General features: G+C 70.3%; 22 protein-coding genes and 1 pseudogene. 4 read left to right on the top strand and 19 right to left on the bottom strand.

Going from position 1 to position 25932, the window contains the following annotated elements:
- On the top strand, positions 1–270 hold a 270-nt coding region (locus BKH32_RS02575; RefSeq protein ID WP_143222675.1), incomplete at its 5' end, for a transposase.
- Between the two features lie 6 nt (positions 271–276).
- Here BKH32_RS02575 and BKH32_RS02580 read toward each other — a convergent pair.
- The 16 genes from BKH32_RS02580 to smc all read right to left on the bottom strand — a co-directional run bounded on the left by BKH32_RS02580 (position 277) and on the right by smc (position 18895).
- Positions 277–1644 carry a DNA-processing protein DprA gene (locus tag BKH32_RS02580; protein ID WP_075248494.1) on the bottom strand — a complete coding sequence of 456 codons (1368 nt, stop codon included), beginning with the start codon at positions 1642–1644 and terminating at the stop codon, positions 277–279.
- Positions 1641–3212 (bottom strand): YifB family Mg chelatase-like AAA ATPase, encoded by a 1572-nt coding sequence (locus tag BKH32_RS02585; RefSeq protein ID WP_075248495.1) that lies wholly within the window; start codon positions 3210–3212, stop codon positions 1641–1643. The genes BKH32_RS02580 and BKH32_RS02585 overlap by 4 nt, the downstream gene beginning before the upstream one ends.
- Complete coding sequence (locus BKH32_RS02590) at positions 3203–3763, bottom strand: YraN family protein (RefSeq protein WP_075248496.1); 561 nt, start codon at positions 3761–3763, stop codon at positions 3203–3205. Before BKH32_RS02590 ends, BKH32_RS02585 begins: the two co-directional genes overlap by 10 nt.
- Before the next feature lie 163 nt (positions 3764–3926).
- Positions 3927–4235 (bottom strand): DUF2469 domain-containing protein, encoded by a 309-nt coding sequence (locus BKH32_RS02595; protein ID WP_003781502.1) that lies wholly within the window; start codon positions 4233–4235, stop codon positions 3927–3929.
- 93 nt (positions 4236–4328) lie between these two features.
- Positions 4329–5063: a ribonuclease HII gene (locus tag BKH32_RS02600; protein ID WP_075248497.1), complete on the bottom strand. Its 735-nt coding sequence runs from the start codon at positions 5061–5063 to the stop codon at positions 4329–4331.
- Positions 5060–6274: a signal peptidase I gene (gene lepB, locus BKH32_RS02605; protein ID WP_075248498.1), complete on the bottom strand. Its 1215-nt coding sequence runs from the start codon at positions 6272–6274 to the stop codon at positions 5060–5062. Before lepB (BKH32_RS02605) ends, BKH32_RS02600 begins: the two co-directional genes overlap by 4 nt.
- Before the next feature lie 111 nt (positions 6275–6385).
- Entirely contained in the window at positions 6386–6733 is a 348-nt protein-coding gene (rplS, locus tag BKH32_RS02610) for a 50S ribosomal protein L19 (protein WP_003786428.1), read from the bottom strand.
- 243 nt (positions 6734–6976) lie between these two features.
- Positions 6977–7891, bottom strand: a complete 915-nt coding sequence (lepB, locus tag BKH32_RS02615) for a signal peptidase I (protein WP_081376665.1) — start codon at positions 7889–7891, stop codon at positions 6977–6979.
- Positions 7888–9306 (bottom strand): tRNA (guanosine(37)-N1)-methyltransferase TrmD, encoded by a 1419-nt coding sequence (gene trmD / locus BKH32_RS02620; protein ID WP_075248499.1) that lies wholly within the window; start codon positions 9304–9306, stop codon positions 7888–7890. The genes lepB (BKH32_RS02615) and trmD overlap by 4 nt, the downstream gene beginning before the upstream one ends.
- A complete protein-coding gene (rimM, locus tag BKH32_RS02625; protein WP_075248500.1) occupies positions 9303–9851 on the bottom strand; it encodes a ribosome maturation factor RimM in 549 nt (182 codons plus the stop codon). The genes trmD and rimM overlap by 4 nt, the downstream gene beginning before the upstream one ends.
- A gap of 304 nt (positions 9852–10155) precedes the next feature.
- Complete coding sequence (locus tag BKH32_RS02630) at positions 10156–10392, bottom strand: RNA-binding protein (protein WP_003786440.1); 237 nt, start codon at positions 10390–10392, stop codon at positions 10156–10158.
- Between the two features lies 1 nt (position 10393).
- A complete protein-coding gene (gene rpsP, locus BKH32_RS02635; RefSeq protein WP_075248501.1) occupies positions 10394–10876 on the bottom strand; it encodes a 30S ribosomal protein S16 in 483 nt (160 codons plus the stop codon).
- Positions 10877–11147: 271 nt separating this feature from the next.
- Entirely contained in the window at positions 11148–12833 is a 1686-nt protein-coding gene (ffh, locus tag BKH32_RS02640) for a signal recognition particle protein (protein WP_075248502.1), read from the bottom strand.
- Positions 12834–13058: 225 nt separating this feature from the next.
- Positions 13059–14207: a signal recognition particle-docking protein FtsY gene (gene ftsY, locus BKH32_RS02645; protein WP_075248503.1), complete on the bottom strand. Its 1149-nt coding sequence runs from the start codon at positions 14205–14207 to the stop codon at positions 13059–13061.
- Positions 14208–14558: 351 nt separating this feature from the next.
- On the bottom strand, positions 14559–14933 hold the full coding sequence (locus BKH32_RS02650) for a hypothetical protein (protein ID WP_075248504.1): 375 nt from the start codon (positions 14931–14933) through the stop codon (positions 14559–14561).
- A gap of 161 nt (positions 14934–15094) precedes the next feature.
- On the bottom strand, positions 15095–18895 hold the full coding sequence (gene smc, locus BKH32_RS02655; protein ID WP_075248505.1) for a chromosome segregation protein SMC: 3801 nt from the start codon (positions 18893–18895) through the stop codon (positions 15095–15097).
- A 167-nt stretch (positions 18896–19062) separates the two neighbouring features.
- On the opposite strand from smc, the gene BKH32_RS02660 reads away from it, so the two are divergent.
- Together BKH32_RS02660 and BKH32_RS02665 are read left to right on the top strand one after the other, a co-directional pair.
- The gene (locus BKH32_RS02660; RefSeq protein ID WP_075248506.1) at positions 19063–20010 is read left to right on the top strand and encodes an ABC transporter ATP-binding protein; all 948 of its coding nucleotides are present in this window, start codon (positions 19063–19065) and stop codon (positions 20008–20010) included.
- On the top strand, positions 20010–21254 hold the full coding sequence (locus BKH32_RS02665; protein WP_075248507.1) for an ABC transporter permease: 1245 nt from the start codon (positions 20010–20012) through the stop codon (positions 21252–21254). The genes BKH32_RS02660 and BKH32_RS02665 overlap by 1 nt, the downstream gene beginning before the upstream one ends.
- Before the next feature lie 123 nt (positions 21255–21377).
- Here BKH32_RS02665 and ndk read toward each other — a convergent pair whose 3' ends face one another.
- Both ndk and dhaL read right to left on the bottom strand, forming a co-directional pair.
- A complete protein-coding gene (ndk, locus tag BKH32_RS02670; protein WP_075248508.1) occupies positions 21378–21818 on the bottom strand; it encodes a nucleoside-diphosphate kinase in 441 nt (146 codons plus the stop codon).
- Between the two features lie 84 nt (positions 21819–21902).
- Positions 21903–22583 carry a dihydroxyacetone kinase subunit DhaL gene (dhaL, locus tag BKH32_RS02675; protein WP_075248509.1) on the bottom strand — a complete coding sequence of 227 codons (681 nt, stop codon included), beginning with the start codon at positions 22581–22583 and terminating at the stop codon, positions 21903–21905.
- Between the two features lie 374 nt (positions 22584–22957).
- On the opposite strand from dhaL, the gene BKH32_RS02685 reads away from it, so the two are divergent.
- Positions 22958–23689 carry a UTRA domain-containing protein gene (locus tag BKH32_RS02685; RefSeq protein WP_075248511.1) on the top strand — a complete coding sequence of 244 codons (732 nt, stop codon included), beginning with the start codon at positions 22958–22960 and terminating at the stop codon, positions 23687–23689.
- 166 nt (positions 23690–23855) lie between these two features.
- Here the strand turns inward: BKH32_RS02685 and BKH32_RS14685 are convergent.
- Positions 23856–25911, bottom strand: a pseudogene (locus BKH32_RS14685) (glucose PTS transporter subunit IIA).
- Positions 25912–25932 lie beyond the last annotated feature (21 nt).

A 25932-nucleotide genomic window follows, 5' to 3' on the forward strand; every position in this document is an offset into this window, starting at 1 on the left:
AACCGGGCCTGGCTGCGCGCTCACCACATCCGCGCCACGATCCCCGTCAAGGCCGACCAAGCCGCCCACCGCAAGGCCAGGGGCCCACGCGGCGGGCGCCCACCAGCCTTCGACGCCGCCGCCTACAAGGACCGCAACGCCGTGGAACGCGGTTTCAGCCACCTCAAGCACCACCGGGCCCTGGCCACCCGCTACGACAAGCTAGCCGTACGCTACCGAGCAACCATCCACATCGCCAGCATCGACCACTGGCTCAAACGACTTACATAACAGGCCCTAGTCCCGACCACCTGAGCGGTTCGGGTGGCGTCGCCTCCAGCCGGAGGCGGTGCGCTCCACCTTCCCTGAGAGCTCCAGGATCCCCAGTGCCGATGTGGTCTCCTTCGGGGACAGCCCCGAGGAGCGGACGATGGACTCAGTACTCGCCACGGCCCGGGCCGGCATGGCGTCCAGGACGAGGGAGGCGGCCGGGTCCAGCCCGTCAAGAAGCCCGCCGCCACTCAGCTCGGGGTCCTGCTCCTTGGCGGCGTCCGCGTCGACGGTGCCCAGGGGCGTCAGCAGCTCCAGGGCGTCGTCGGTGTCGGTGATGCAGACCGCCCCCTTGCGCAGGAGCCGGTGGCATCCGACCGAGGACATGGAGGTCACGGGGCCGGGGACGGCGCCCAGCTGCCTTCCCAGCTCGAGGGCGCGGTGGGCGGTGGACAGGGCGCCCGATCGCCAGGCCGCCTCCACCACGATCGTCGCCCTGGAGATCGCCGCGATGACGCGGTTGCGCGAGACGAACCGGTGGCGGCCCGGTTGACAGCCCGGCGGCACCTCCGCCACCAGTGCCCCGGAGGCGATGACCGCCTCCAGCACCCCGGCGTTTCCCACCGGGTAGAGGCGATCCACTCCCCCGGCGGAGACCGACACGGTTGGTCCCTCCCGCAGTGCCCCGCGGTGCGCGCAGGCATCGATGCCGAAGGCTCCCCCGGAGACGATGAGGCCGCCTTGGGCCGTCACCCCTGAGGCCAGGGAGGTGGCGACGCCCTCACCGTAGCGGGTGGAGGCCCGGGCCCCCACCAGGGCCAGGCACAGTCCGCTGGCCGGTCCCACCGGCATCCGCTGCTCGCGTACGGGCTGACCGGTGCCCGCGACGCTCTGCGCGTCGTCTCCTGCGTTCCCGGCCTCCCCGCCCCCGAGGCCCTTGTCCTTCAGTTCCGCGGCGTTGACCAGTAGTGAGGGGTCGCCACGTACCCACAGGCAGAAGGGCGGGTGCTCCAGCTCGTCGAGTCCCGGCGGCCACCAGGACTCCCCCGGGAGGATGAGGCTCCCACCCAGGCGGTCGAGCACATCGAGCTCGCGGCGGATGTCGAGTCCCTCCAGGCGCGGCGCCCACCGGGCGGCGACCTGAGCCCAGCAGGCCCTGATGTCACCGTCGCTGGGCATCCCCGGGGGTAGCTGTGGCACCGGCGGGCGTGGGGAGCTGCGCACCTGCCCTGAGGAGTCGACGGCCTCCTCCAGCAGCCACCTCAGGGCGGGTCCCGGCCCGAGCCGGCCCACCACCATGGCTGCGGTGGCACTGTCGGGCTCGGCCAGACGGGACCAGGTCGCGCGTGCCAGCGCCGGATCATCGATGTCATATGGAAGTGTTATGGGCGTCATGGGCGCACTCCTGAGGTTCTCAGGGCCAGGGCGGTCCCGATGTGGGCAAGGGAGAGAGCCTCGACGCCCTCGAGGTCGGCGAGGGTCCAGGCCAGTCTGAGGACCCGGTCCACCCCGCGCAGGGAGAGGTCGCCGCGTTCGAGGGCGGTCATGAGCCTGCGGTTGAGCGGAGCGCTGAGTCCGCCGTCGGGGCCTCTGAGGTAGGAGCCGGGCACCTCGGCGTTGAGGCGCCACGGTGTGCCGGCCAGTCTGCGCTCCGCGGCCCGGCGGGCACGCAGGACGCGCCGGGCCACCGTGGCGCTGGACTCTCCATGGCCGGCAGAAGCGAGATCGGCGGCGCTGACGGCACCGACCTCGACCTGGATGTCGACCCGGTCCAGCAGTGGACCGGACAGCCGTGAGAAGTAGCGTCGCCGCTGCAAGGAGGTGCAGGTGCACTCCAGGCCGCGGCCGCCGGCCTTGCCGCAGGGGCAGGGGTTGGCGGCCAGGACGAGCTGGAAGGCGGCCGGGTAGCTTGCGCGTCCGCCCACGCGGTCGATGGTGACCACTCCCGACTCCAGCGGCTGACGCAGGCAGTCCAGGACTCCCGCACTGAACTCGGGGGCCTCGTCGAGGAAGAGCACGCCGCGGTGAGCCAGGGAGACGTCCCCGGGGCGGGGCAGGCCGGAGCCGCCTCCGACGACGGCGGCCCGGGTCGCCGTGTGGTGCGGTGCGCGCAACGGCGGCCGGGTGATGAGCCCGCGGGCGGGGTCGAAGATGCCTGCCACGGAGTGCAGGGAGGTGACGGTGACGGCATCGGCCTGCTCCAGGGGCGGCAGGATGGAGGGGAGCCTCTCGGCGAGCATGGTCTTGCCCGTCCCCGGGGGCCCCACCATGATGAGGTGATGGCCCCCGGCGGCGGCGACCTCGAGGGCCTGGCGGGCCTCGTCCTGTCCGACGACGTCAGCCAGGTCCGGCGGCTCGGCGTCATGGGGCGGGGGCGTGGGGGCATCGTCTGCGGCGGCCTCGGTGATCTGCTCCAGCGCGGCGGCCACGGCCGCGCTCAGGCGTCCTCCGTAGCGCTCGACGAGCTGGCCGACGTGCCTGACGGCGGTGACCCGGGCACCGGGGACGAGCTCGGCCTCAGCGGCGGCCTCCTGGGCGACGACGATCTCCTCCACCCCGGCGGCCACCGCGGCCTGGACACTGGGCAGGATGCCGCGCACCGAGTGCACGGAGCCGTCCAGCCCGAGCTCGCCGATGTAGACGGTTCGTCCCAGGAGCCCGGCCGCGGACCGTCCGAGCCGCCCGCGTGCTCCCAGGACGGCCAGGGCGAGCGCCAGGTCCAGCCCGGTCCCGGTCTTGCGCAGGTCCGCCGGGGAGAGGTTGACGGTCAGGCGCTGCTCGCCCCAGGTGACGCCGCAGGTGCTCAACGCGGCCCGGACGCGCTCGCGCGACTCGCGCACGGCGGTATCGGGCAGGCCCACGAGGGTGAACCCGGGCAGGCCCTGGGTGGCGTGAGCCTCGACGTCGACGATGTGTCCGGCCAGCCCGGTCAGCGTGACAGCGAGCGTGCGCGCTAGCCCCATGACGCATCCACCGCCCGGTGGTGGCGCAGCAGCGCAGGACGCGCGTCGCGCAGGAGGATGGAGACCACGTCGAGGCGCATGCCGGCGTGCGGCGGGGTCTCATGGGTGCTCGCCCAGGCGGCCGCCAGGGCACGCAGTCGGGCGACCTTGCGGGAGTCGACGGCGGCCGCCGGTGGCCCCTGGCGCAGGGAGCTGCGGGTCTTTACCTCAACGATGACGAGCCTCGGTCCTGCCCACGCCTCTGCGGGGTCGGCGACGCGCGCGCTGCCCGGCTCGTGGTGCGCCGGAGCCGGCTCCAGGGCGATGATGTCGAGCTCTCCGCGCAGGCCGTGGTCCGGGCGCCAGTTGCGCTCCAGGATCTTCCAGCCGATGTCCCCCAGGTAGGTGGCGGCGAGGTCCTCCCCGCACCGCCCGGTGCTCTGGCGGGAGGCCCCTGCGCGAGCGGCTCCTGCGCCACCCGGGCCCCGGGCGGGCGGCGTGGGCCCGTGATCGCCGCATCTGGCTGCGATCACCGTTCGTCCCCTTGTGGCTGCTGCGACCTGGTCGGTCATCCCGATCACCTCCGCCACTAGCGTGAGGCCGGATCAGCCGGTGCGCGTCACGGTCCCGTCGGCCCTGTGGACGGCGCTGTCAGAAGACGACCTGTGGCCCCCGGCGAGCGGGGACGGCCAGCGGAACGGAGCCGTCAGAGGCGGCGCAGCATCGGGAAGGCGGTCAGGAGGAGGGGATGTCCATCTCGAGCTTGGTGAGCTCCTCGACGTTGACGTCCTTGAAGGTGACGACGTGGACGGACTTGACGAACCGGGAGGCTCGGTAGATGTCCCACACCCAGGCGTCCTCGAGGGTCAGCTCGAAGAAGACCTCCCCGCCACTGGTGCGTACCTGGACGTCAACGGCATTGGCCAGGTAGAACCGCCGTTCGGTCTCCACCACGTAGGAGAACAGGGAGGCGACGTCGCGGTACTCCCGGTACAGCGAGAGCTCCAGCTCGTTCTCATAGGACTCGAGGTCTTCTGCGCTCACCGGGCCATCATGCCTGCCCGCAGCCGCTGGAGGCGGCAGGCGACGGGGGCGAGTCGGCCCTGCCCGCGAGTCGCTCCGGGCCTGGCGGCCGCGTCAGACGGCGCCTCGGTCGTGGCGCTGTTCCAGGCCGGGCAGGTGCCAGCTGCGTCGATGCTGGTCGCTGGCCCCCAGGGCGGTGAGTCCCCGGATGTGGGCCGGTGAGGCGTAGCCCTTGTTGGAGGCCCACCCGTAGCCGGGGTCGTCGAGATCGGCCATGAGGCGGTCGCGTTCGACCTTGGCCAGGACACTGGCGGCGGCGACGACGACGCACCGGGCGTCGGCCTTGACCTCCATACGCACCGGCGGGACGGCAGGAGCCCCGGCGGGCTCGGGAGCAGGCTCAGGGAGGTGTCCGCCCTCCAGGGCGGTGAGCAGGTCGGGCTGAGGCGCGGTGAGCCAGTCGGCCACGCCGTCGAGGATGATGACGTCGGGGGCGTGGCCGCGCTCAGCGACCTGCTGCAGGGCCCGCAGACCCGCCATTCTCAAGGCTCCGACGATGCCGTGCTCATCGATCTCAGCGGGTGAGGCGTGGGCGACGGCGTGGTCCACGAGCCAGTCGCGCACAGGATCCACCAGGCCTGTTCGGGCCCGGGCCGTCAGCTGCTTGGAGTCGGCGAGCCCCTCGGGGAAGTCGTCATCGGTGCACCGCGCCACGATCGCCAGCCCGACGCTGACCGGTCCGGCCAGGGCCCCGCGACCGACCTCGTCCAGACCGCCGACGTGGTCGTGGGTCTCCAGCAGTGCCTTCTCCAGACGCCGGTCGGGGCGGGTGCGTCCCCGAGGACTCACCTCGTTCTCCCCGGAGCCTGCCCCTGGTCGGCCATGCCGCCGGAGGCGTCCGGAACGTCGGCTGCCCCACCGGGCACAGTCCGTGGGGCCTCGTCGTTGCCGTGCCCCTCACTGGCAGCGCCGGCGTCCTCGGAGCTGCTGCCCTCGGCGGTCTGCGAGGGCACCTCCTCCTCAGAAGCCGTCTCCCCGTCGCCTGTCGGAGCGGCCGGAGGCGAGGGCGGTGCGGGCGGCGTCGCCTCTCGCGCAGGGACGTCTGAGAAGACGCGCTCCCCTCCGTCCAAGAGCCCCCACCGGCTCAGATGCGTCCACTGGAAGACCACCCTGGCCACCCCGACCACGTTCTTGAGCGGCACGAAGCCGCCATGGGCGTCGTCGCGGTGGTAGCGGGAGTCGGCCGAGTTGCTGCGGTTGTCCCCCATGACCCACACGTACCCCTGGGGGACGGTGACATCGAAGGAGGTCAGGGACGGGGACTGACCGTCCTTGACGTAGGTCTCCTTGACCGCGACGCCGTTAACGGTCAAGGACCCCTTCCCGTCGGCGACCACATGGTCGCCGCCGACACCGATGACCCGCTTGACGAGGTGATGGCCGGTGTTCTCCGGCAGAAGGTTCACTGAGACCATGATCCTCTGGGAGACACCGCGCAGCCCTGTCGGCTCCTTGATGTGAAGCCAGTCGTCAGGATCGGTGAAGACGATGACGTCGCCCCGTTCGACGTCGTCGGAGCCGTACATGGGGACCGCGACCTTGTCCCCGTCACGCAGGGTGCGTTCCATGGAGCCCGAGGGGATCTCGTAGATCTGGACGACGTAGGCCCGTAGCAGAGCCGGTACCAGGATGACGACTACCACGACGAGCACCAGCCTGATCACCCGCTGGTACAGGGAGCTGGTCTGCGGCGGGGGGATGGCGGGGGCCACCTGCCGGCGGGGTTGGATGGAGGGGGGCAGCTCGGTGAGCTCGTCACCGGGCTCGGCGTCGGGGTCGATGAACGGGTCGTAGTCCCACTCGTCGCTGTCGTCGACCGGGGCCGGTTTCGGATCCTCTCCGGCGGTCTCAGGAGCCGTGAGACTCTCCTGGGGGGAGTCCGCGGACGGAGAGCTGCAGGCCGGTGTGATCGCAGACCTGGAGGTCCGACCGATCTGAGAGGGATCGGCCTGCTTCAGGTCCAGCCCGACGTCGTCGGCCCCTTCCTGCGCCGGTCTCACCGTGCTCCTTCCCCGGATGTGATGGGCATGGGTCCACCGCTGCACGGCGGTGGGAGATGGCGAGCGCCCGGAACCCGTGGGCTCCGGGCGCCGCCTCGAGAGTGCAGGCGCTCAGTCCTCGCGACGCTCCTTGATCTTGGCGGCCTTACCGCGCAGGTTGCGCAGGTAGTAGAGCTTGGCACGGCGCACCTGGCCCCGGGTGACGACCTCGATCTTCTCGATGGAGGGCGTGTGGACGGGGAAGGTTCGCTCGACGCCGACGCCGAAGGAGACCTTGCGGATGGTGAAGGTCTCCGAGACGCCGCCGCCCTGGCGCGCGATGACGACGCCCTGGAAGACCTGGACGCGGGTGCGGGATCCCTCAACGACCTTGACGTGGACCTTGAGGGTGTCACCCGGGCGGAAGGAGGGGATGTCGTCGCGCAGTGATGCGGCGTTGATCTCGTCGATCAGGTTCATGTTTCTCTCCACACCCGTGCCACTGGTCAGGAGTGCTGGTTCGGCGGCGCCGCGCCGTACGGGGCAGCGCCGGAGGCGGACGCTCCTGGGCTCCTTCGAAGCGGCCGCCTCCCCAGTGGCAGAGGAACCGCAGGACCCAAGTGCCCGCTCAGTTTGCCACAGGCTCAGTCCACGGACGAGTGCGTCAGCCTCGACGTGCCTGAGTTCACGCCTTTCTCACGTCCCAGCACGCATCCGGGGCGTTCAGTTCCCGGAGCCCGCCAGCGTGCTCGCCGGGGCGGGCGCGGCCGCTCCGCTGGGCAGCGCCGTCGGGGTGGACGTCGGCTCGGGGACCTGGGAGAAGACTGCGTGTCCGGAGGTGAGGCTGGACCAGTGGGAGTAGGGCCACACGACGTTCTTGGCGACACCGACGACGTTGCCCAGGGGCACGAAGCCGCGGTGGACGTCGTTCTGGTGGTAGCGGGAGTCCGAGGAGTTGGAGCGGTTGTCGCCCATGACCCAGATGTAGCCCTCGGGAACGGTGATGTCGAAGGCGACCTCGGAGGCCGACCGGCCGGGCTTGAGGTAGTTCTCATGGAGCTCGACGCCGTTGACGGTCAAGGAGCCCTTCCCGTCGGCGACGACGTGGTCACCGGGCATCCCGATGACCCGCTTGATGAGGTGGTGGCCTGCGTTCTGGGGGAAGATGCGGATCGCGACGAGGAAGTCCTGCGCGGCGCCTTGCAGACCGGTGGGCTCCTGGGTCGTCAGCCAGTGGTCCGGGTCGGTGAAGACGACGACGTCGCCCCGGCTGACCTTGTCGGAGTCGTACATCGTCACGGTGACGCGGTCGCCCTCGTTGAGGGTGTTCTCCATCGACCCCGACGGGATGGTGAAGCTCTGGATGATGAAGGTGCGGATGAGGGCGATGATCACCACGGCGACGACCAGGTAGGACAGGGTGATGCCCCACTGCTTGAGACGAAAGATGATCCGCTCCCCCACAGAGGCCGGCTCAGCGTCCTCGGTGGCCCCGGCCTTGTCCTTGTGGGTGCGGCCCTTGTGCTGGTGGTCGTTCCGGCGGTCATTGTCGACCCGCAGGTGCTTGCCCGAGGTCACTTCCTCATCCGTCTCATCATGGATCCTGCCCTGAGGGTTCTGGTCGGGTCCGCTGCTCATAGGCCTTCTCCTGTCCGCCGGGTCATGACGACGTCGTGGGCGTCCTGGCCACCGACGTTGTAGGTGCGGGTGCCGACCTGGCGGAAGCCGGCCCGCTTGTAGGCCTTCTGGGCGCGTTTGTTGGTGACGTGGGTGCCGAGCCAGAGCAGGTCCGTTCCGTGGGCGGCGGCCTGGCGTATCACGGCGTCCATGAGCGCGGGGGTGAGTCCGGATCCCCTCATGGTGGCGTCGACGTACATCTTGGACAGCTCGCCGACGATCTGTCCTCCGTCGGCCCGCACGCAGGCGGGGCGGGGGTCGATCCCGTGGGGCTGCTCGCCGTCGGAGTCGGCCTCCTCGCGCAGCACCGCGGCGTAGCCGACCAGCGCCGGAGCGGTGCGCGCACCCACCTCCCCCTCGAGGTGGCAGTGCCGTGCTGACGGAGGCTCGAGCAGCTCGGCGACGACGAGGTCGACGCGGTCGTCTCCGGCCCAGGTGGTGAACAGCTCGGGAACAAGCGTGGTGGCGATGTGCCTGTCAAGGGACTCGGGGTCGATGACGTTGCCGCAGGCATCGGGGAAGGTGCGGGCGGCGAGGGCGGCCAGGGCGTGGGCGTCGTCGGCGGTGGCGTTGCGAAGGCGCACCGGAACCGGGTGCTCCTCCCCGGCCGGGACGGCCCAGCCCTGGGAGGCCAGGATCGCGCGGTCCTCACGATCCAGGCCGGCGGGGTCCAGGGCCTGGATCATGTCGGGTCGGCGCTCGACGGTGCGGGTGATGGACTGGTTCCGTCTCACTCGGGCGATACGGCCGTGGTCACCGGAGAGCAGGACGGGGTCGATCTGGAGTCCGCGCCACCGGGTGGGGCGGGTGTGGACGGGGTACTCCAGCAGGCCGGAGGCTCCGTGGGACTCCTCGACCAGCGACTCGGGGTTGCCCAGGACCCCGGGCAGGAGCCGGGCGATGGCCTCGATCATGACAATGGCGGCGACCTCTCCCCCGTTGAGCACGTAGTCGCCGATGCTCAGCTCGCGCACCTCGATACCGTGGGAGGCGTAGTGCTCGGGCACGCGCGCGTCGATGCCCTCGTAGCGGCCGCAGGCGAAGACCAGGCGGTCGGCGCCGGCCAGGTCCTCGGCGGTGCGCTGGGTGAAGACCTCCCCCGAGGGGGTGGGGACGACGAGGACCTGACGGCCCTCACCGGGGGCGTCCGCGGCGAGCACCTCATCGAGGGCCTCGCCCCACACGTCGGGTTTCATGACCATGCCGGCCCCACCGCCCAGGGGTGTGTCGTCAACGGTGCGATGGCGGTCGTGGGCGTGGTCGCGCAGGTCGTGGACGTGCAGGTCGAGGGGGCCGCGGTCGGCTGCCTTCCCGATGAGAGAGAGGTCGAGGACCTTGAGGTAGTCGGGGAAGATGGTGACGACGTCGATCCTCACCTGGCCTCCTCCGCCTGGCCGCGTCCGGGGAACAGTCCACCGGGCGGAGCGAGCGTCACCGTGCCGGTCTCGGGGTTGATGTCCGGTACGAGGGCCTCGACGAAGGGCACGGCCACCTCGTCCCCCTCAGGGGTGGTGACCACGAGCCGGTCCTGGGCGACGCCGGGCTCTAAGTCGGTGACCTCGCCCAGCTCCTCACCGGAGGCACTCAGTGCCCGCAGGCCGATGAGCTCGTGGCGGTACCAGGCCTCCTCGGAGTCCTCAGCCCTCTCACTGCCAGGGGCATCGTCGTCGGTGTCGACCAGGAGCCTCACTCCTCGTAGGGCCTCAGCGGCCGTGCGGTCGCGCGCCTGCTCGAAGGCGGCGAACCAGCGGGAGCCGTCGAAACGCAGACGACTGACCGTCAGCGGGCCCGCGTGGGCCGGCTCGGTGGGGACGGTGGTTCCGGGGGCCAGACGCCGCTTGGGGTCATCGGTACGGATCTCGAGGCGCACCTCGCCTTTGAGGGCATGGGCGGGACCGATGACAGCGAGGGTGAGCAGCACCTGTTCTCCTGGGATCGGGGCATGGGACGGTGTGTCCGGAAGGTCTGGATGTCTGACGCCAACCTACCGCGCCGTGGCCTGTGTTCCCATCGGCACCAGGAATGAGGTGGCGCACCGACGGCGTGAGGTTGACCAACTCGATGCGGACCGTCCTCCGGTCGGCCGCGGTGGTCGCGTCTGCGGCGCAGGGGCGCGCAGGCCCGTCAGGACGCCGGTGCCCGGTCCCCTGGCGGGGACCGGGCACCGGCGTTGATCGATCAGTCCGGCCGAGGCGGCCTGCGGCACCGATCTGAAGGCCCTGCGTTCAGCGGCGGTCGGTGTCGACGACGTCGACGCGCACCGGCGAGTCCGCCAGTGCTCCGACCACTGTGCGCAGTGCTCGAGCAGTACGGCCCGAGCGGCCGATGACTCGGCCGAGGTCCTCGGGGTTGACCCGCACCTCCAGCAGGTCGCCGCGGCGCAGCGAGCGGGAGGTGACGGTGACGTCGTCAGGGTTGTCGACGATGCCCCGTACGAGGTGCTCGAGGGCGTCGGCCAGCATCTCAGGCCTCCTCGGCGGCGGCCTCATCGGAGGCCTGGTCCTCGGCGGCCTCCTCGGCCTTGGACTCGGCGGCCTCGGCCGCCGCAGCGGCCTCCTCGTCTGCCTTGGCCTTGGCGGCGGCGGCCTTGCGCTTCTCAGCGTCGTCGGCGGCGGCCTTGACCGCGGCCTCCTTGGCGACCGCCGCGGCGTCGGCGTCCTTGACCTTGAGGGTGCTCTCGACACCCTTGAGGCCCTTGAACCGGTGATAGTCGCCGGTGATCTTGATCAGCTTGTAGACAGCGTCGGAGGGCTGCGCGCCCACACCGAGCCAGTACTGGACGCGCTCGGAGTCGATGCTGATGAGCGAGGGCTCCTGCATCGGGTCGTAGACGCCGATCTCCTCGATGACACGGCCATCGCGCTTCTTGCGGGAGTCGAGGACGACGACCCGGTAGAAGGGGGCGAACTTCTTGCCCATGCGCTTGAGGCGAATCTTGACTGCCACTTGGTTGAACTCCTGGTTCTGGATGGTTTGGCGCGCGCTGGTCCCCGGTGGGGTCAAGCAACGGTTTCCGGCGTGAGCCGAGACGCGACCGGGGCCGGGAGAGGGACCGACGTCCGACCGAGTACAGCCGGATATTCTGCCAGAGCCTCCGACGAGGTCGCCAGCCCGAGCCGGGGCGCCGCCTCACAGTGAGGTGCGAGATCGCCCACAGCCGCACCGAGGCGGCCCGCACCGCCGAGACCAACGGCTGGCTGTAAGCGGGGCCCGGCTTCTACAGCCCGAGGTGGCGGCGCAGGTCCTCGGGCAGGGCACTCATGGCGTCGGCGACGTCGTCGCCCGAGGGCTGCGCGCCGGCCTGGGCCTGCGGCTGGCCCTGAGGCATGATCCCGTAGCCGGAGGCGCCGCCCTGGCCGCCGCCGAGCCCGAAGGAGGATCCGGCTGCGGGCGCAGACCCTTGTGCGCCCTCGATCCTGCCCTGCTTGGCGGCCGCGGCCTCCTTGGCCTGGCGGGCGGCCTTGGCGGGGTTGCCGCTGCGGCCCTTCTTGCCGCCCTTGCCGCGCTTGGCCTTGGGGGCCTGACGGGCTTTGGAGTGCTTGCCCATGCCGGGCAGTGATCCCATGCCGGGCATGGGACCTCCCTCGCCGAGTCCGCCCATGCCCCCGGAGGCCATGGCCTCCATCATCTTCTTGGCCTGCTCGAAGCGGTCCACGAGCTCGTTGACGGCCTGGACCGTGGTCCCCGATCCCTTGGCGATACGGCTGCGGCGAGAGCCGTTGAGGATGGACAGGTCCTTGCGCTCGGCGGGCGTCATGGAGCACACGATCGCCTCGATGCGGTCGACCTCGCGCTCGTCGAAGTTGTCCAGGGCCTCACGCATCTGCCCCATGCCGGGCATCATGCCCAGGAGCTTCTTCATGGAGCCCATCTTGCGGATCTGGCGCAGCTGGCCCAGGAAGTCGTCGAGGGTGAAGGTTCCCTTGGCGAGCTTGGCGGCGGCGTCCTCGGCCTCCTGGCGGTCCAGGGTCCGCTCGGCCTGCTCGATGAGGGTGAGCAGGTCACCCATGTCCAGGATGCGCGAGGCCATGCGGTCGGCGTGGAAGCGCTCGAAGTCGGTCAGGCCCTCACCGGTGGAGGAGAACAGCACCGGGGCGCCGGTGACGCCGCGCACGGACAGGGCCGCACCACCGCGGGCGTCGCCGTCGAGCTTGGAGAGGACCACGCCGGTGAAGCCGACGCCGTCACGGAAGGCGACCGAGGTGTTGACGGCGTCCTGACCGACCATGGCGTCCAGGACGAAGAGGATCTCGTGGGGGGAGACGGCGTCGCGGATGCGGATCGCCTGGTCCATCATCTCGGCGTCCACGCCCAGGCGGCCGGCGGTGTCCACGACGACGACGTCGTAGCCGTTTGCGCGCGCGTGCTCGACGCCGGAGCGGGCCACCGCCACCGGGTCGCCCACGCCGTTGCCGGGCTCGGGCGCCCACACGTGAACCCCGGCGCGCTCGGCGACGACGCTCAGCTGGGTCACGGCGTTGGGGCGCTGGAGGTCGGAGGCCACCAGCAGGACGCGCTTGCCCTGGTCGCGCAGCCAGCGTCCGAGCTTTCCGGCCAGGGTGGTCTTACCGGCACCCTGGAGGCCAGCGAGCATGATGATCGTGGGGCCGTGGTCGGCCCAGTGGATCTCCCGGGTCTGGCCTCCCAGGACCTCGATGAGCTCCTCGTTGACGATCTTGACGACCTGCTGGCCCGGGTTGAGGGCCTGGGAGCGGGCGGCGTCGACCGCCTTCTCGCGCACCGCTGCGGTGAAGGCGCGCACCACGGGCAGGGCGACGTCGGCCTCCAGGAGGGCGCGGCGGATCTCGGTGACCGTGGCGTTGACGTCGGCCTCGGTGAGACGACCCTTGCCGCGCAGCTGGTTGAAGGAGGCGGTGATGCGATCGGAGAGGTTGCCGAACACGCGATGGTCCTTCCTGGCGCCGTGGGGCGCGTTGGTCGGGAGACTTGAGGTCGGGTGAGGGTGGAGCGTCCAGGCCCATGGGCCATGGCGCTCACCTCGACTGTGACCCAGGATAGCGGCAAGAGGGGCCCGTCCTCTCCCCCGCGCCCGGACCGGGACTGACCCCACACTCGTTCGCCGTTCAGAGAGGGCGCCCTCTGGGGCGGCGCTCGTCAGGATGCGGGCTCAGCCCAGCAGCGCGTCGACGAAGCCCTCCGGGTCGAAGGGGGCCAGGTCGTCGGCTCCCTCCCCCAGGCCCACGAGCTTGACGGGCACACCCAGCTCCTTCTGGACGGTGACGACGATGCCGCCCTTGGCGGTGCCGTCGAGCTTGGTGAGCACGATGCCGGTGACACCCACGGCCTCGGAGAAGACCTGGGCCTGGCGCATACCATTCTGGCCGGTGGTGGCGTCCAGGACCAGGAGGATCTCGCCGACCGGGGCGATCTTCTCCATGACGCGCTTGATCTTGCCCAGCTCGTCCATGAGGCCGGCCTTGTTCTGCAGGCGCCCGGCGGTGTCGACGACGACGACGTCCGCCTCCTGGGCGGCGGCCTCGCGGGCCGCGTCGTAGGCGACTGAGGCGGGGTCGGCCCCCTCCTTCTCGGAGCGCACGACGTCAACACCCACGCGCTCGCCCCAGGTGCTCAGCTGCTCGGCCGCCGCGGCGCGGAAGGTGTCGGCAGCCCCCAGGACGACGGTCTTGTCCTGGGCCACCAGGACTCGGGCGAGCTTGCCGCAGGTGGTGGTCTTGCCGGTGCCGTTGACCCCCACCATGAGGATGGCCGCAGCGGGCGTCCCCTGGGCCCCCTCGGCCGGGGCGGGGCGCTCCAGGTTGAGGGAGCGGTCCAGGGTGGGGGCGACGAGCTTGAGCAGCTCGGCGCGCAGGACGGCGCGGACCGCCTCGGGGTCGGAGGTTCCCAGGACTTTGACCTGAGTGCGCAGCTCGTCCATGAGGGAGGTGGTCACCTCGATGCCCAGGTCGGAGGTGAGCAGGGTGTCCTCGATCTCCTCCCAGTCCTCCTCGGTGAGGTCTCCTCGGGACAGGACAGACAGGACCGCCTTGCCGAAACCACCGGCGCCGGCCAGGCGGGCGCGAAGGCGCTGCATGCGACCGGGGATGGACTCGGGGGACTCCAGCGTCGCAGCCGGCTCCCCTTCCGCTTCCTCCTCGGTGTCCTCGCCTTCCGAGGGCAGAAGGTCCTCAACGGACATCGGCTCGTGAGCACTGATCTCATCGGGGACCTGACCCCGCCGTCTGCCGGCATAGAGCCACAACCCTCCTCCGATGACGATGACCAGGATGATGCCGAGAACGATGAGGATCGGTTCCATGGGCCCATCATGCCCGATCAAGGGCCCCCTGTGGCAGGGTCGACGTACCTCGACCGTCTCTCTCCCACGGAAGGCGTGAGCGCCAGGGACCTGCGGCGTAGCTGCGGCAATAAGAAAGCTGCAGCACGCCTGTGGGCGTGCTGCAGGACGGGCCGCTGTCGTAGCGGCATTACCCGTTGAGCTGTATCGCTCTTACGCCGAAGCAGCTCGGGGCTGTGAGAGGAAGGGCGAGAGGGTATCGAAGCGGCGATCTCCCAGGGCCAGGATTTTATCCAGAAGTAGCAACACGGCGGCATCGCATAGTCGTGAGAAAACGTCAACCATCGTTTTTCACGAGACTATCGCCTCCGCTCACCCCTGAGGCTGCGACAGCCCACCGGTAGCCGGCTCGTGAGCCTGACCGCGATGCCGGGAGCCGGCGGAGCTCCGGGTCCTCTCCGCAGCGTCCATCGCCTTTCCGAGGGCGCCGACCAGGCCTCCGAAGCCGTCGGTACCGGCGTAGGCCGCCGGCCCCTCACGTGTCATGAGGTCGGACAGACGGACCTCCTGGGGCACGACCTCGACCTCGACGTCCTGCTCCTCCAGGCGCACCTCCTGCGAGTTGCGGATCACGCTGCGAATGCGTGAGGGCCAGGAGCGCACCGGGAAGCGCTCAGCGCAAACCACGCCGAGCACAAGCAGGCCGGCGACCAGCACGACAACGAGGGGAAGAATGATGACACCCATAGTCAGGATTCTGCCTTGTGAAATACGATCTGACCAGACTTTGCGCGCACTTGTCGTCCAATCGACAACAAAACCTGGTAATTTCCTGACACAACAATGGCTCGTATCTGAAAACGAGCGTCATACTGTCAGCAGTTTACCACATTCTCATCAAGTTTCACTCAGACACCAGGAGTCACAGCCGTACCACGGTCGGGCTGGGCCAGCCTCTGCGAGACGGCCTTGGTGACCCCGTCACGCATCGTGATGCCGTAGAGGGCGTCGGCCACCTCCATGGTCCGTTTCTGATGGGTGATGATGATGAGCTGACTGGAGCGCCGCAGCTCGGTAAAAATCTCCAGCAACCGCCCCAGGTTCGTGTCGTCCAGGGCCGCCTCGACCTCGTCCATGACATAGAAGGGCGAGGGCCGCGCCTTGAAGATCGCCACCAGCAGGGCCACGGCGGCCAGCGAACGCTCCCCGCCTGAGAGCAGCGAGAGCCGCTTGACCTTCTTGCCTGCGGGGCGCGCCTCGATCTCGATACCGGTGGTGAGCATGTCATCGGGGTCGGTGAGCACCAGCCGTCCCTCGCCGCCGGGGAAGAGCCGGTCGAAGACGGAGGCGAACTGACGGGCGGTGTCCTCGTAGGCCTGGGCGAAGACCTCCTGAACCCGGGCGTCGATCTCCTCGACGATGCTCAGCAGGTCATCCCGCGAGCGCTTGAGGTCGGCCAGCTGCTCGGCCAGGAACTGGTGACGCTGCTCCAGGGCCGCATGCTCCTCCAGGGCCAGCGGGTTGACCTTGCCGAGCCGAGCGAGGTCGCGCGAGGCCTTGGCCAGGCGCTTCTCCTGCTCGGAGCGCACGTAGGGACGGCCCACGTGGTTTGCGCCGCCGGCCGGCTCATGAGCAGTGTCCCGGTCCGCGGCGGAGTCAGAGTCGGTATCGGAGTCGGCATCAGCGTCCTCGATGAGCTCGGGAACGAGCATGTGCGGCCCGTACTCCTCCACGAGGGGGTCCAGCTCCAGGCCGAGCTCGCTCATGGCGCGCTCCGCCAGGGCCTCCAGGCGCATGCGTTGCTCCGCCCGGGCCACCTCCTCGCGGTGGGCGGCATCGGTGAGGCTGCCCAGCTCCTTGGTCAGCTGGTCGATCTCCTCACGAACCTCGTTGGTGGCGGCCAGTGCCTGAGCGCGCTCGGCCTCGATGGCCGTACGCTCATCGGCCGCCTGCTGCACACTGACTCGCGCCGCCTCGGCGGCGGCACGCGCCTGGTCCCGCACGTGCGTGGCGACGGCCAGCTGGGCGCTGCGGCGCCGCTGGGCCCGCTCGGCAGCGGCACGCTGCTCGCGTTCGCGGCGCGCGGCCGCTCGCAGCGAGTCGGCGCGTCCACGGTTGGAGCGCTCGCGCTCCTCGGCCGTGCGCAGGGCGAGCCTGGCGTCGGTCTCGACGGCTCGGGCCTGGCGCGCCGCCTCCGCAGCGGCCTCACGCTCCCGGCGGGCGGCCTCCAGGGCGCGCTCGAGGCTGTCGGGGCCCCCCTTCCCCGAGGTGCCCGCGGCTTCCGCCTCGCCGGCACCGCCGGCATCCTCAGCATCGTCCAACCCGCCCTCCACCTCGGCCAGCGCGGCGGTGGCGGCTGCGAGCTCGGCGGTGCGCTGAGCCGACTCCGCCTCAGCGCGCTCCAGCACCCGGCGGGCACGCCCGGTCTCCTCGGCGGCGGCATGGGCAGCGGAGGTCAGGCGGGCCATCGCCTCGGCGGCCCGAGCGGCCTCGGCGTCGGCCTGGCGCAGGGCGGACAGTGCCTCGCTGAGCGCCTGGCGAGCGGCATCCTCCCGGCGCCGAGCCTCCTCCAGGGCCGCGTCGGCCTCCGTCTCGGCCTGCGCGGCGGCGGCGGCCTCCGTGTCGGCCTCCTCGTGGGCGGCGGTGAGCTCGAGGACCGAGGAGGCCCCCCGGCCGGCGCCGGCGACCCAGCCGGGTGCCAGGACGTCGCCGCCGCGGGTGGCCACGACGGCGTCGGGCAGCTCGCCGCGCAGGGTCCTGGCGGCCTCGAGGTCCTCAACCACCCAGGAGCCCTTGAGCAGCCCGTCCAGGACCTGCTCGAGGCGCCCCGGCTGCGCGGGACTGACGAGGCTGCGAGCCGCCAGTGCTCCATCACCGGGAGCCGGCTCTCCCTCTTCATCGGTGTCGGCTGCGTCGCCCAGGGAGGGGTCGTCGGCCAGCACCAGTCGCACCGCCCCGATGTCCTGGCTGCGGGCATGATCCAGTCCGGCCAGGGCCGCCTCGGCATCGGCGGCCAGGCCGGCCTCGGCGAGCGCTCCCAGGAGGGCGGCGACGGCGTTCTCCCAGCCCCGCTCGACACTGAGGTGCTCCGCAAGCGGTCCGAGGAGACCGTCGATACCGGTTTGCAGCAGAGCGGCGGTGCCGTCCTGGCCGCGCAGGGACATGGCCAGGGTGTCGCGCCTGGCGGTCCAGGTGGCCCGGTCGGAGGCCGCCTCCCTGCGGGCGTCGGTCGCGGCCGCGACGGCCTCACGGGCCTGGGCCAGGTGCCGCGTGGCCTCATCGTGCTCGGCGGCGGCCCGCACCGCCGCGTCGGCCGCCGCACCCGCCTCCGCAGACGCCCGCCGTGGAGCACCGGCGGCGTCCTGCGCATCATCGGCGGCCGCCTGCGCCGGTTCCGCTCCTCCCCCGGCCTCGGCCAGGGCGGCCCGGGCGCTGTCCTCGCGAGCCTCGGCGGCGCGCAAGGCGCTGCGTGCCTGCTCGAGGGCGGCCAGGCTGGCCTCATGGCGGCTGCGGGCCGAGGCGACGCGCCCGCCGGCCCGGGCGATGGTCTCACGTCGTTCTGAGACACGGCGCTGAGCCGCTGAGAGCTCCTGGTCCGCCGCCTTCTCGGCAGTCTCCGCGTCCGTGCGCACCCGGGTGGCGTCACTGAGCGCGGTGCGGGCGGCCTCGAGGGTGTCGGCGAGCTCGGCCTCCTCCCGGCCCGCGGCCTCGGCCCGCCGCTCGAGCTCCTCAGGATCGGTGCCGTGGCTCGGGGCGGGTGCGGAGGCCAGGAGCCGGATCCGCTCACCGGCCACGTCCGCGAGCGCCCCGAGGGACTGGGCCGTGCCGGTGAGCTCCTCCCAGGTGCTGCCGGCCCCGGCGAGGCGCTGGGCGGAGGTGGTCTCGATGGCGGCCAGCTCGCTCAGGCGCACCCTGGCGACGCGCTCGGCCTCCTCGACGGCGCTGCGGCGTCGCGTCAGGGCCTCCTTGTCCTCATCGCCGGCCTCCAGGAGGGACTGGGCCTGGACGACGTCGTCGGCCAGGAGCCGGGCGGTGGCGTCACGAACCTCGACCTGGATGCTCCGTGCGCGCCGGGCGATGGCGGCCTGCCGGGCCAGCGGGCCGAGCTGACGGCGCAGCTCCTGAGCAAGGTCGGCGACGCGGGCGAGGTCGGCGGCCATGGACTCGAGCTTGCGAAGGGCGCGCTCCTTGCGCTTGCGGTGCTTGAGGACGCCGGCGGCCTCCTCGATGAAGCCGCGGCGGTCCTCAGGCGTGGCGCTCAGGACCGCGTCGAGCTGCCCCTGCCCGACGATGACGTGCATCTGGCGCCCGAGGCCCGTGTCACTGAGGAGCTCCTGGACGTCGAGGAGACGGCAGGGGCTGCCGTTGATCCGGTACTCCGACCCGCCGCCGCGGAACAGGGTGCGCGAGATGGTGACCTCGGTGTAGTCGATCGGCAGGGCGCCGTCGGTGTTGTCAATGGTCAAGGAGACCTCGGCGCGCCCGAGGGCCGGGCGGGAGCCGGCGCCGGCGAAGATGACGTCGGCCATGGAGCCGCCACGCAGGTTCTTGGCGCCCTGCTCCCCCATGACCCAGGTCAGGGCGTCGACGACGTTGGACTTTCCGGACCCGTTGGGGCCGACCACGGCGGTGATGCCGGGCTCCAGGCGGAGGGTGGTCGACGAGGCGAAGGACTTGAATCCCTTGATCGTCAACGTCTTGAGGTGCACGGGCGCCACCCTAACAGCGCGGACGGTTCCCACGGGGACTAAAACGTCAAAGAGACTTGACATGACCGCACGAGACAAGCAAACTTTCCATATCAAGGGAGGCGGGCACGCGGCACGTGCACCCGCCCCACCATCCCCGCCTCGTCCCCGAGCCCGAAGGAGCCAAGATGTTTGAACTGTCCGGCCTGTCCAAACGCTTCGGGAGCCTGCAGGCCCTGGACGATCTCTCCCTGTCGCTGGACCGCGGTGAGATCGTCGGCTTCGTCGGCGCGAACGGAGCGGGTAAGTCCACCACGATGCGCATCGTCATGGGGGTGCTCGACGCCGACGCCGGCGCTGTGACCTGGAAGGGCGCCCCCGTGGACGCCGCCATCCGACGCGGCATCGGCTACATGCCCGAGGAGCGCGGCCTCTATCCGCGGATGAAGGTGGCCGAGCAGCTCCTCTACCTGGCCCGCCTCCACGGGCTGTCCGCCTCCGCCGCCAAGACGGCTGCGAACCAGTGGACCGAGCGCCTGGGCCTGGAGGAGCGCCGCGGCGACGAGGTGCAGAGCCTGTCGCTGGGCAACCAGCAGCGCGTCCAGCTGGCCGCCGCGCTGGTGAGCGGCCCCGAGCTGCTCATTCTCGATGAGCCCTTCTCCGGCCTGGACCCGGTGGCCGTGGACGTCATGAGCCAGGTGCTCCTGGAGCGGGCGGCAGCAGGTGTGCCCACCCTCTTCTCCTCCCACCAGCTCGACGTCGTCGAGCGCCTGTGCGACCGGGTGGTCATCATCCGCTCGGGCCGGCTCGTGGCCGACGGGACGATTCCCGAGCTGCAGGCCACCGAGGCGCCCCGGTGGCGGGTCGTCGTCGAGCCGGCCGCGGGGAGCGCACCAGTGCAGGCCGCCTCCTTGAACCTGCCCGCCCCCACGGTCGAGGTCGATGACGCCGGCCGCCTGGTCATCACCGCGGCGGGAGCCGATGAGCAGGAGCTTCTGCGCACGGCCCAGCGCCTGGGGACGGTGCGCGAGCTCGGCCCGGTGCGCCACCGGCTCACCGAGATCTTCCGGGACGTGCTGACCACGTCCTCCCACGAGGGGACCGCAGACACCAACGAGACGAAGGAGACGCACTGATGAGCGACCGGACCAGCCCCATTACTCGTCGTCAGGAGATCGCCCTGGTCACCGGCCGCGAGCTGCGGGCGCACCTGCTGAAGAAGTCGACCATCATCCTGACCCTGGTGCTGCTCATCGCCGCCGTCGGCAGCATCGTCGGCGTCAAGCTCTACACCTCGGGCCAGGACCAGGCCTACCGAATTGGGCTCAAGGGCATGACTCTCACCCAGGCCGCCGGGTTGGACAAGGTGGCCGCCTCCAGCGGGAGGACGATCGAGCTCGTTGACGTCTCCGCCCACCAGGCGAAGGACGTCTTGGCCGACGACTCCCCCGAGGGCACGCCGCACGTGGACATGGTCCTCGACGTCTCCGGCTCAGCCCCCACCATCACTGTGGACAAGTCAGCCGACGACGCGGTCGTCTCAGGGGTCACGGCCTTCCTTCAGCAATCGGCTCTGGGCCAGCAGATCGCGTCCTTGGGAGGTGATCCCGCCCAGGTGGCCTCTCAGCTCAGCGCCGCCAAGCCCGAGGTCACGGTGCTCCATGCCCCTCAGCGAGATTCGGCCGACTTCGGCTCGCGCTACGCGATCCTCATGACGATCGACGTCCTGCTGCTGTTCGCCATCATGGGCGGCGGTCAGTTCATCGCCCAGGGGGTGGTGGAGGAGAAGTCGAGCCGGATCGTGGAGATCCTCCTGGCCTGCGTGCGCCCCAGCTCGCTGCTGGCCGGCAAGATCCTGGGGATCGGTATCGCTTCGGTCCTGACCACAGGGCTCGTCGCCGTCGTCGGGGTCACCGCCGCGAAGACCACGGGAGTCATGCCGGACATCAGTCTCAGCCTGGACGGTGTGCTCGTCGCGATGATCGTGTGGATGATCGTGGGCTACGCGATCTTCGCGGTCGCCTTCGGGGCCGCTGCCTCGCTCGTGAGCCGTCAGGAGGACGTCAGCTCGGTGAGCATGCCCCTGGTCATGCTCTCCATGGTCCCCTATGTCCTGAGCTTCTTGATGGCCACCGGGGACAGCAACAGCACGACCTTCCGGGTCCTGTCCTACCTGCCGCCCTTCGCTCCCTTCATGATGCCGGCGCGCCTGGTGCTGGGGATCTCCTCCTGGACCGAGCAGCTGATCTCCCTGGGGATCGCACTCGTCTTCCTGCCACTGCTGGTGCGCGTGGCGGCGGCGATCTACACCCGGGCCGTGACCCGCACCGGCACCCGGGTCCCCCTCAAGGAGGTCCTCAGACGGGCCGAGCGGGCCTGAGCGAAAGGTCTCATCGGCCTTCGCCGGCCACGCTCCGACGACGATGGTGCGACTCCTATGAGGGAAGTCGCACCATCGTCATCTCATGGCAGGCGTCAGGCGCTCTGCGGGAGGGGCTGCGATTCAGTCGGCCAGCTCGGGGAACCAGATGGCGATCTCGCGGGCGGCGGACTCATCGCTGTCCGAGCCGTGGACGAGGTTGAGGATGGCCGGGGTGCCCCAGTCGCGCCCCAGGTCTCCGCGGATGGTGCCGGGGGCGGCCGTGGTGGGGTCGGTGGGGCCCATGAGGCTGCGCACGCCCTCGACGACGCGCCGGCCCTCAGCGACTGCGGCCACGACGTTGCCGGAGGTCATGTACTCCACGACGCCGGGGTAGAAGGGCTTGTCCACGTGCTCGGCGTAGTGCTGGGCGAGGATCTGCTCGGTGGGAGTGAGAACCTTCAGGGCCGTCAGGGCGTATCCCTTGGCCTCGATACGACGCAGGATCTCACCGGTGAGGCGACGCTCGACGGCGTCGGGCTTGATGAGGATGAGGATGCGGCCGGTGCTGGACGTGCTGGCCATGGGATCTCCTTGCTGGGTTGGCTGGTGAGGGACCGAGTGGACCATAACGGGTCCGACCCCTTTAAGGCCATGGCAGTGTCGGACTCAGGCCTGCTCAACCACCAGGAGCGGGTCTGAGGAGCGGTCGCGGGCGGCGTCGGCGGCGGCCTGGAGGATGAGGGCCGAGGACTGGGCGCCGGGGTCGCGGTGCCCGCAGGAGCGCTCCCCCAGGAAGGAGGCCCGGCCGCGGCGGGCCTGGAGCGGCTCGGTGTCCTGGGCCCCCTTGGCAGCGGCCTGCGCGGCCGCGGCAAGGACTCCGATCTCGTCCTCTCCGATCTCCGCGGCCTCCCTGGCGGCCATCGCCGCGGGTCGCCAGGCGTCAGCCATGGTCTTGTCCCCACTGGTGGCATGTCCTCTGGCCTCCAGGCCCGAGGTGGCCTCCTCCAGAGCCCGGACCAGCTCCTGAGCCCCCCAGACGGAGGCGTCGCTGGAGCGCGCGGCCCTGAGGAAGGCGGTGCCCAGCAGCGGGCCTCCGGCACCGCCGACGGTGGCCATGAGTGTGGTGGCGACGAGCTTGAGGACTCCCCCGGGAGTAGCCGGAAGGTTTCCGGCCTCCTGGGCGGCATCGAGCTTGGTGACCACGGCCCTCATTCCGCGATCCAGGTTGTCCCCGTGGTCGGCGTCTCCGATGGCTCGGTCCAGCTCGGTCAGCTCAGCGCGGTTCTCGGTGGCCAGCAGGGCGGCGCGACGGGCCCAGTCGAGGGCCCAGGCAGCATCCAAGGACATGGTGTTTCCTTCTCGGGTCTTGGCAGGTGTTGGTTCCAGGCCTGACCGCCATGCACCCGAGGGTGAAGGACGACCATGTGGCTGTGATCGGGCCCTGCGCGGACCCGATGGGTCCCGACGCATCCCGGGAACGTCCGTGGGACGCGCCGGAGCAGGCCGACGAGGTGCTCATCGCCCGCTCGTTTTTCCATCCTCTCACGCACCGGACGACCTCGCTCGTTGGGACAGGAAAGTAGCGCTTGACCAGCACAAACGATCACGCCTCGGCAGGTGGCGCGGAGGAGGCCGACGATGCCATACTTGTATGCACAGGTTCAGGTGCAGCACCACTCGCCCACCGACCGTCACCAAGCCTCAGGAAGAGGAGCCGCCCCGTGGCCCAGGCCAAGTACAACCAGATCTTCCAGACCCTGCGCGGGCGCATCGAGTCAGGCGCCTACGGCTTCCTCGAGATGCTCCCCTCGGAGAACACGCTGGCCGAGGAGTTCGCGTGCACCCGCAACACGGTGCGCAAGGCGCTCGCTCTGCTCGTGGCCCAGGGCTATGTCCAGACGATGCAGGGGCGAGGCATCCAGGTGATCTCCCGACCACGCGCAACCTCCACCTTCCTGGTCGGGGGGATCGAGTCGCTCCAGGAGGCCGCCGCACGCAACCGGATGCCTCTGAGCACCCACATGATCTCCTTGGAGGAGGGGACGGTCGACGCCGAGATGGCTATGGCCTCCGGTATGACCGAGGGCGCTGAGATCATCGCAGTCAAGCGGCTGCGCCTGCTGGATGATGTCCCCCTCATCGTGGACACCAGCTACTTCCTGACCTCGATGGTTCCTCGTCTGACGCAGCAGATCGTCGAGTCCTCGATCTACGCCTACCTGGAGGAGGTCCTCGGGGTGCGGGTGGCCAGCGCGACTCGGCGGATCACGGTGGAGCGGGCCACGGACGAGGATCGCCGGCTCATCCACCTGGACGGGATGGACTGTGTCGTCGTCGTCTCCTCGGTGACCTTCGACTCGGCCGGAGTGCTCTTCGAGTACACGCGCTCGCGCCACTCCCCCGTGGACTTCGCCTTCCAGGACACCGCGCACCGGCTTCCGGCCGAGCGCTGAGCCGAAAGCACAGCCCCAGACAGAGCCGCACGCTCCGAGCGCTGCGCGAATGTCCACAGACACATGCCGGTGGCCCGACCGCATCTCAGGATGCTGCCGGGCCACCGGCCTACTGATAGCGGCGGGACAGGCTCGTTGAGCACGTCCGTACCAGCAGGCAACCGTCCTACTTGGCGACAGGCTCGCGGTTGCCGAGGCGGACCTTCTTGACCGTGCGTTCCTTGTCGAAGTCGGCCTGCTTGAAGCCGAAGAAGTAGGTGCACAGGAAGGAGACCAGGAGAGCCGCGCCCCCGGCGATCCAGAAGCCGGTGAAGGAGGCGTCCATCCTCTTGGGGTTGACACGAAGGACGGGAATCCGACGAAGCCTCCGGTGAAGCCCCACATATTGACGTTGAGCAGCCCGGTGAGCAGCCCGCCGACTCCGCCTCCGATCGAGGCGGTGATGAAGATGCGACCGTACTTGAGGTTGAGGCCGTACATGGCCGGCTCGGTCACCCCGCAGAAGGCGGAGATCGTGGCCGGGGCAGCCATGCGCTTGATGCGAGCGTCACGCACCTTGAGCCAGACGGCCAGGGCACCACCGCCCTGGGCGATCATCGTGGCCGAGACGATGGCGTTGAGGTGGGAGTACCCGGGGCTGGCGAGCTCGGAGGAGATGATCGGGATGACCGCCCAGTGCAGGCCGAAGATGACCAGGCACTGGTAGAAGCCGCCGATGAGCAGACCCGCGAGCGTGTAGTTGAAGCCCAGCACCGCGTTGATGACGGTGGCGATCCCACCTGAGACGAGCATGACGACGGGACCGAAGACCAGCAGGATGAGGGCGGACACCACGAAGATCTCGATGAGCGGCCCGAAGATCGGCCGGATGACGGCCGGTAGCACTCTCTTGAGCCAGGGCTCGATCTTGGAGGCGAGCCAGGCCCCCACGATGATGGGGAAGATCGAGTAGGCGTAGGCGTTGCCTGCGGGCAGAGAGACCGGGATACCGAAGAAGTCGGCATTGAAGACAGTGCGCCCCACGGTGATGACGTCGTCGGTGTTCTTGGACATGTCCACCACGGAGGGGTAGCACAGTACTCCACCGATGATGGCCACGACGATGGGGTCGGCACCCAGACGCTTGGCCGCGGTGAAGCCGACGATGATCGGTAGGAAGAAGAACATCGACGAGCTCATGGCGTCGATGAAGTGGAAGGTGTTGGAGGCCTCGGTGACGACCTTGAACTGGACGAGCAGTGCCAGGAGACCCTTGAGGATTCCGGAGGCCGCCAGCATACCGACCACGGGGATCATCGATCCGGTGATGACACCGATGAGGGAGGAGAAGCCGAGCTTGACCCAGCCCCACAGGGTGGTGGGCCGCTCGACGACCTCAACATCTGCGGCCTGCTCGCCGACCCCCCACGTTCGGCAGCTGGGCGACGACGGCATCGTAGACGTCGACGACGTCGGGGCCGATGACCACCTGGTACTGGCCACCCGACTTGACCACGTCGATGACGCCGTCAAGGTCGGCTACGGCCTCGTCGTCGGCCAGGGACTCGTCCTTGAGGTAGAAGCGCACACGGGTGATGCAGTGCAGGACGGAGCGGACGTTGTCGGGGCCACCGATGCCAGTGATGATGGCGGCTGCGGTGGCGTCGAAGCCGGTAAGGCCGTCAGTGCGTGCGCCGTCGGTGGTACCGGCACCGACCTCGGCGCTCGTGGCCTCCGCTGAAGCCGCAGCCTCACCCTCGACCTTGAGCGTGGCGGTGGCGATGGCGGTGCCCGCGTCCGTGCTCCCCGTGGTGACGTTCAGGCGGGCCAGGTGAGTGATCGTGTTGGTCAGGACCACGATGGCGGCGGTCGCCTTGCCCGCGGCGCGGACGGCCTCAAGATCCATGGCGCCCAAGGACTGTCCGGCCTTGACGGTGTCGCCGACCTTGACGCTCAGGTCGAAGGGGGCGCCCTCGAGCTCGACGGTGTCGACGCCGAGGTGCAGCAGGATCTCCAGGCCCGACTCGCTCTTGAAGCCGATGGCGTGACCGGTGCCGGCGACCATGGTGACGGTGGCGTCCACCGGGGAGACGATCGCACCGTCGTTGGCGGGCTCGATCCCGAGCCCGTCTCCCACGGCCTTGGAGGAGAAGACGGGGGTCGGGGACGTCGGTGAGGTCGATGACCGTCCCCGTCATCGGGGCGGAGATGGGGACCACGGGGCCGTGATCTGGTTCGGACATGGAGGGTTCCTTTCGGGGCGT

The sequence above is a fragment of the Actinomyces oris genome (genome assembly GCF_001929375.1).
Lineage (GTDB): Bacteria > Actinomycetota > Actinomycetes > Actinomycetales > Actinomycetaceae > Actinomyces > Actinomyces oris_B.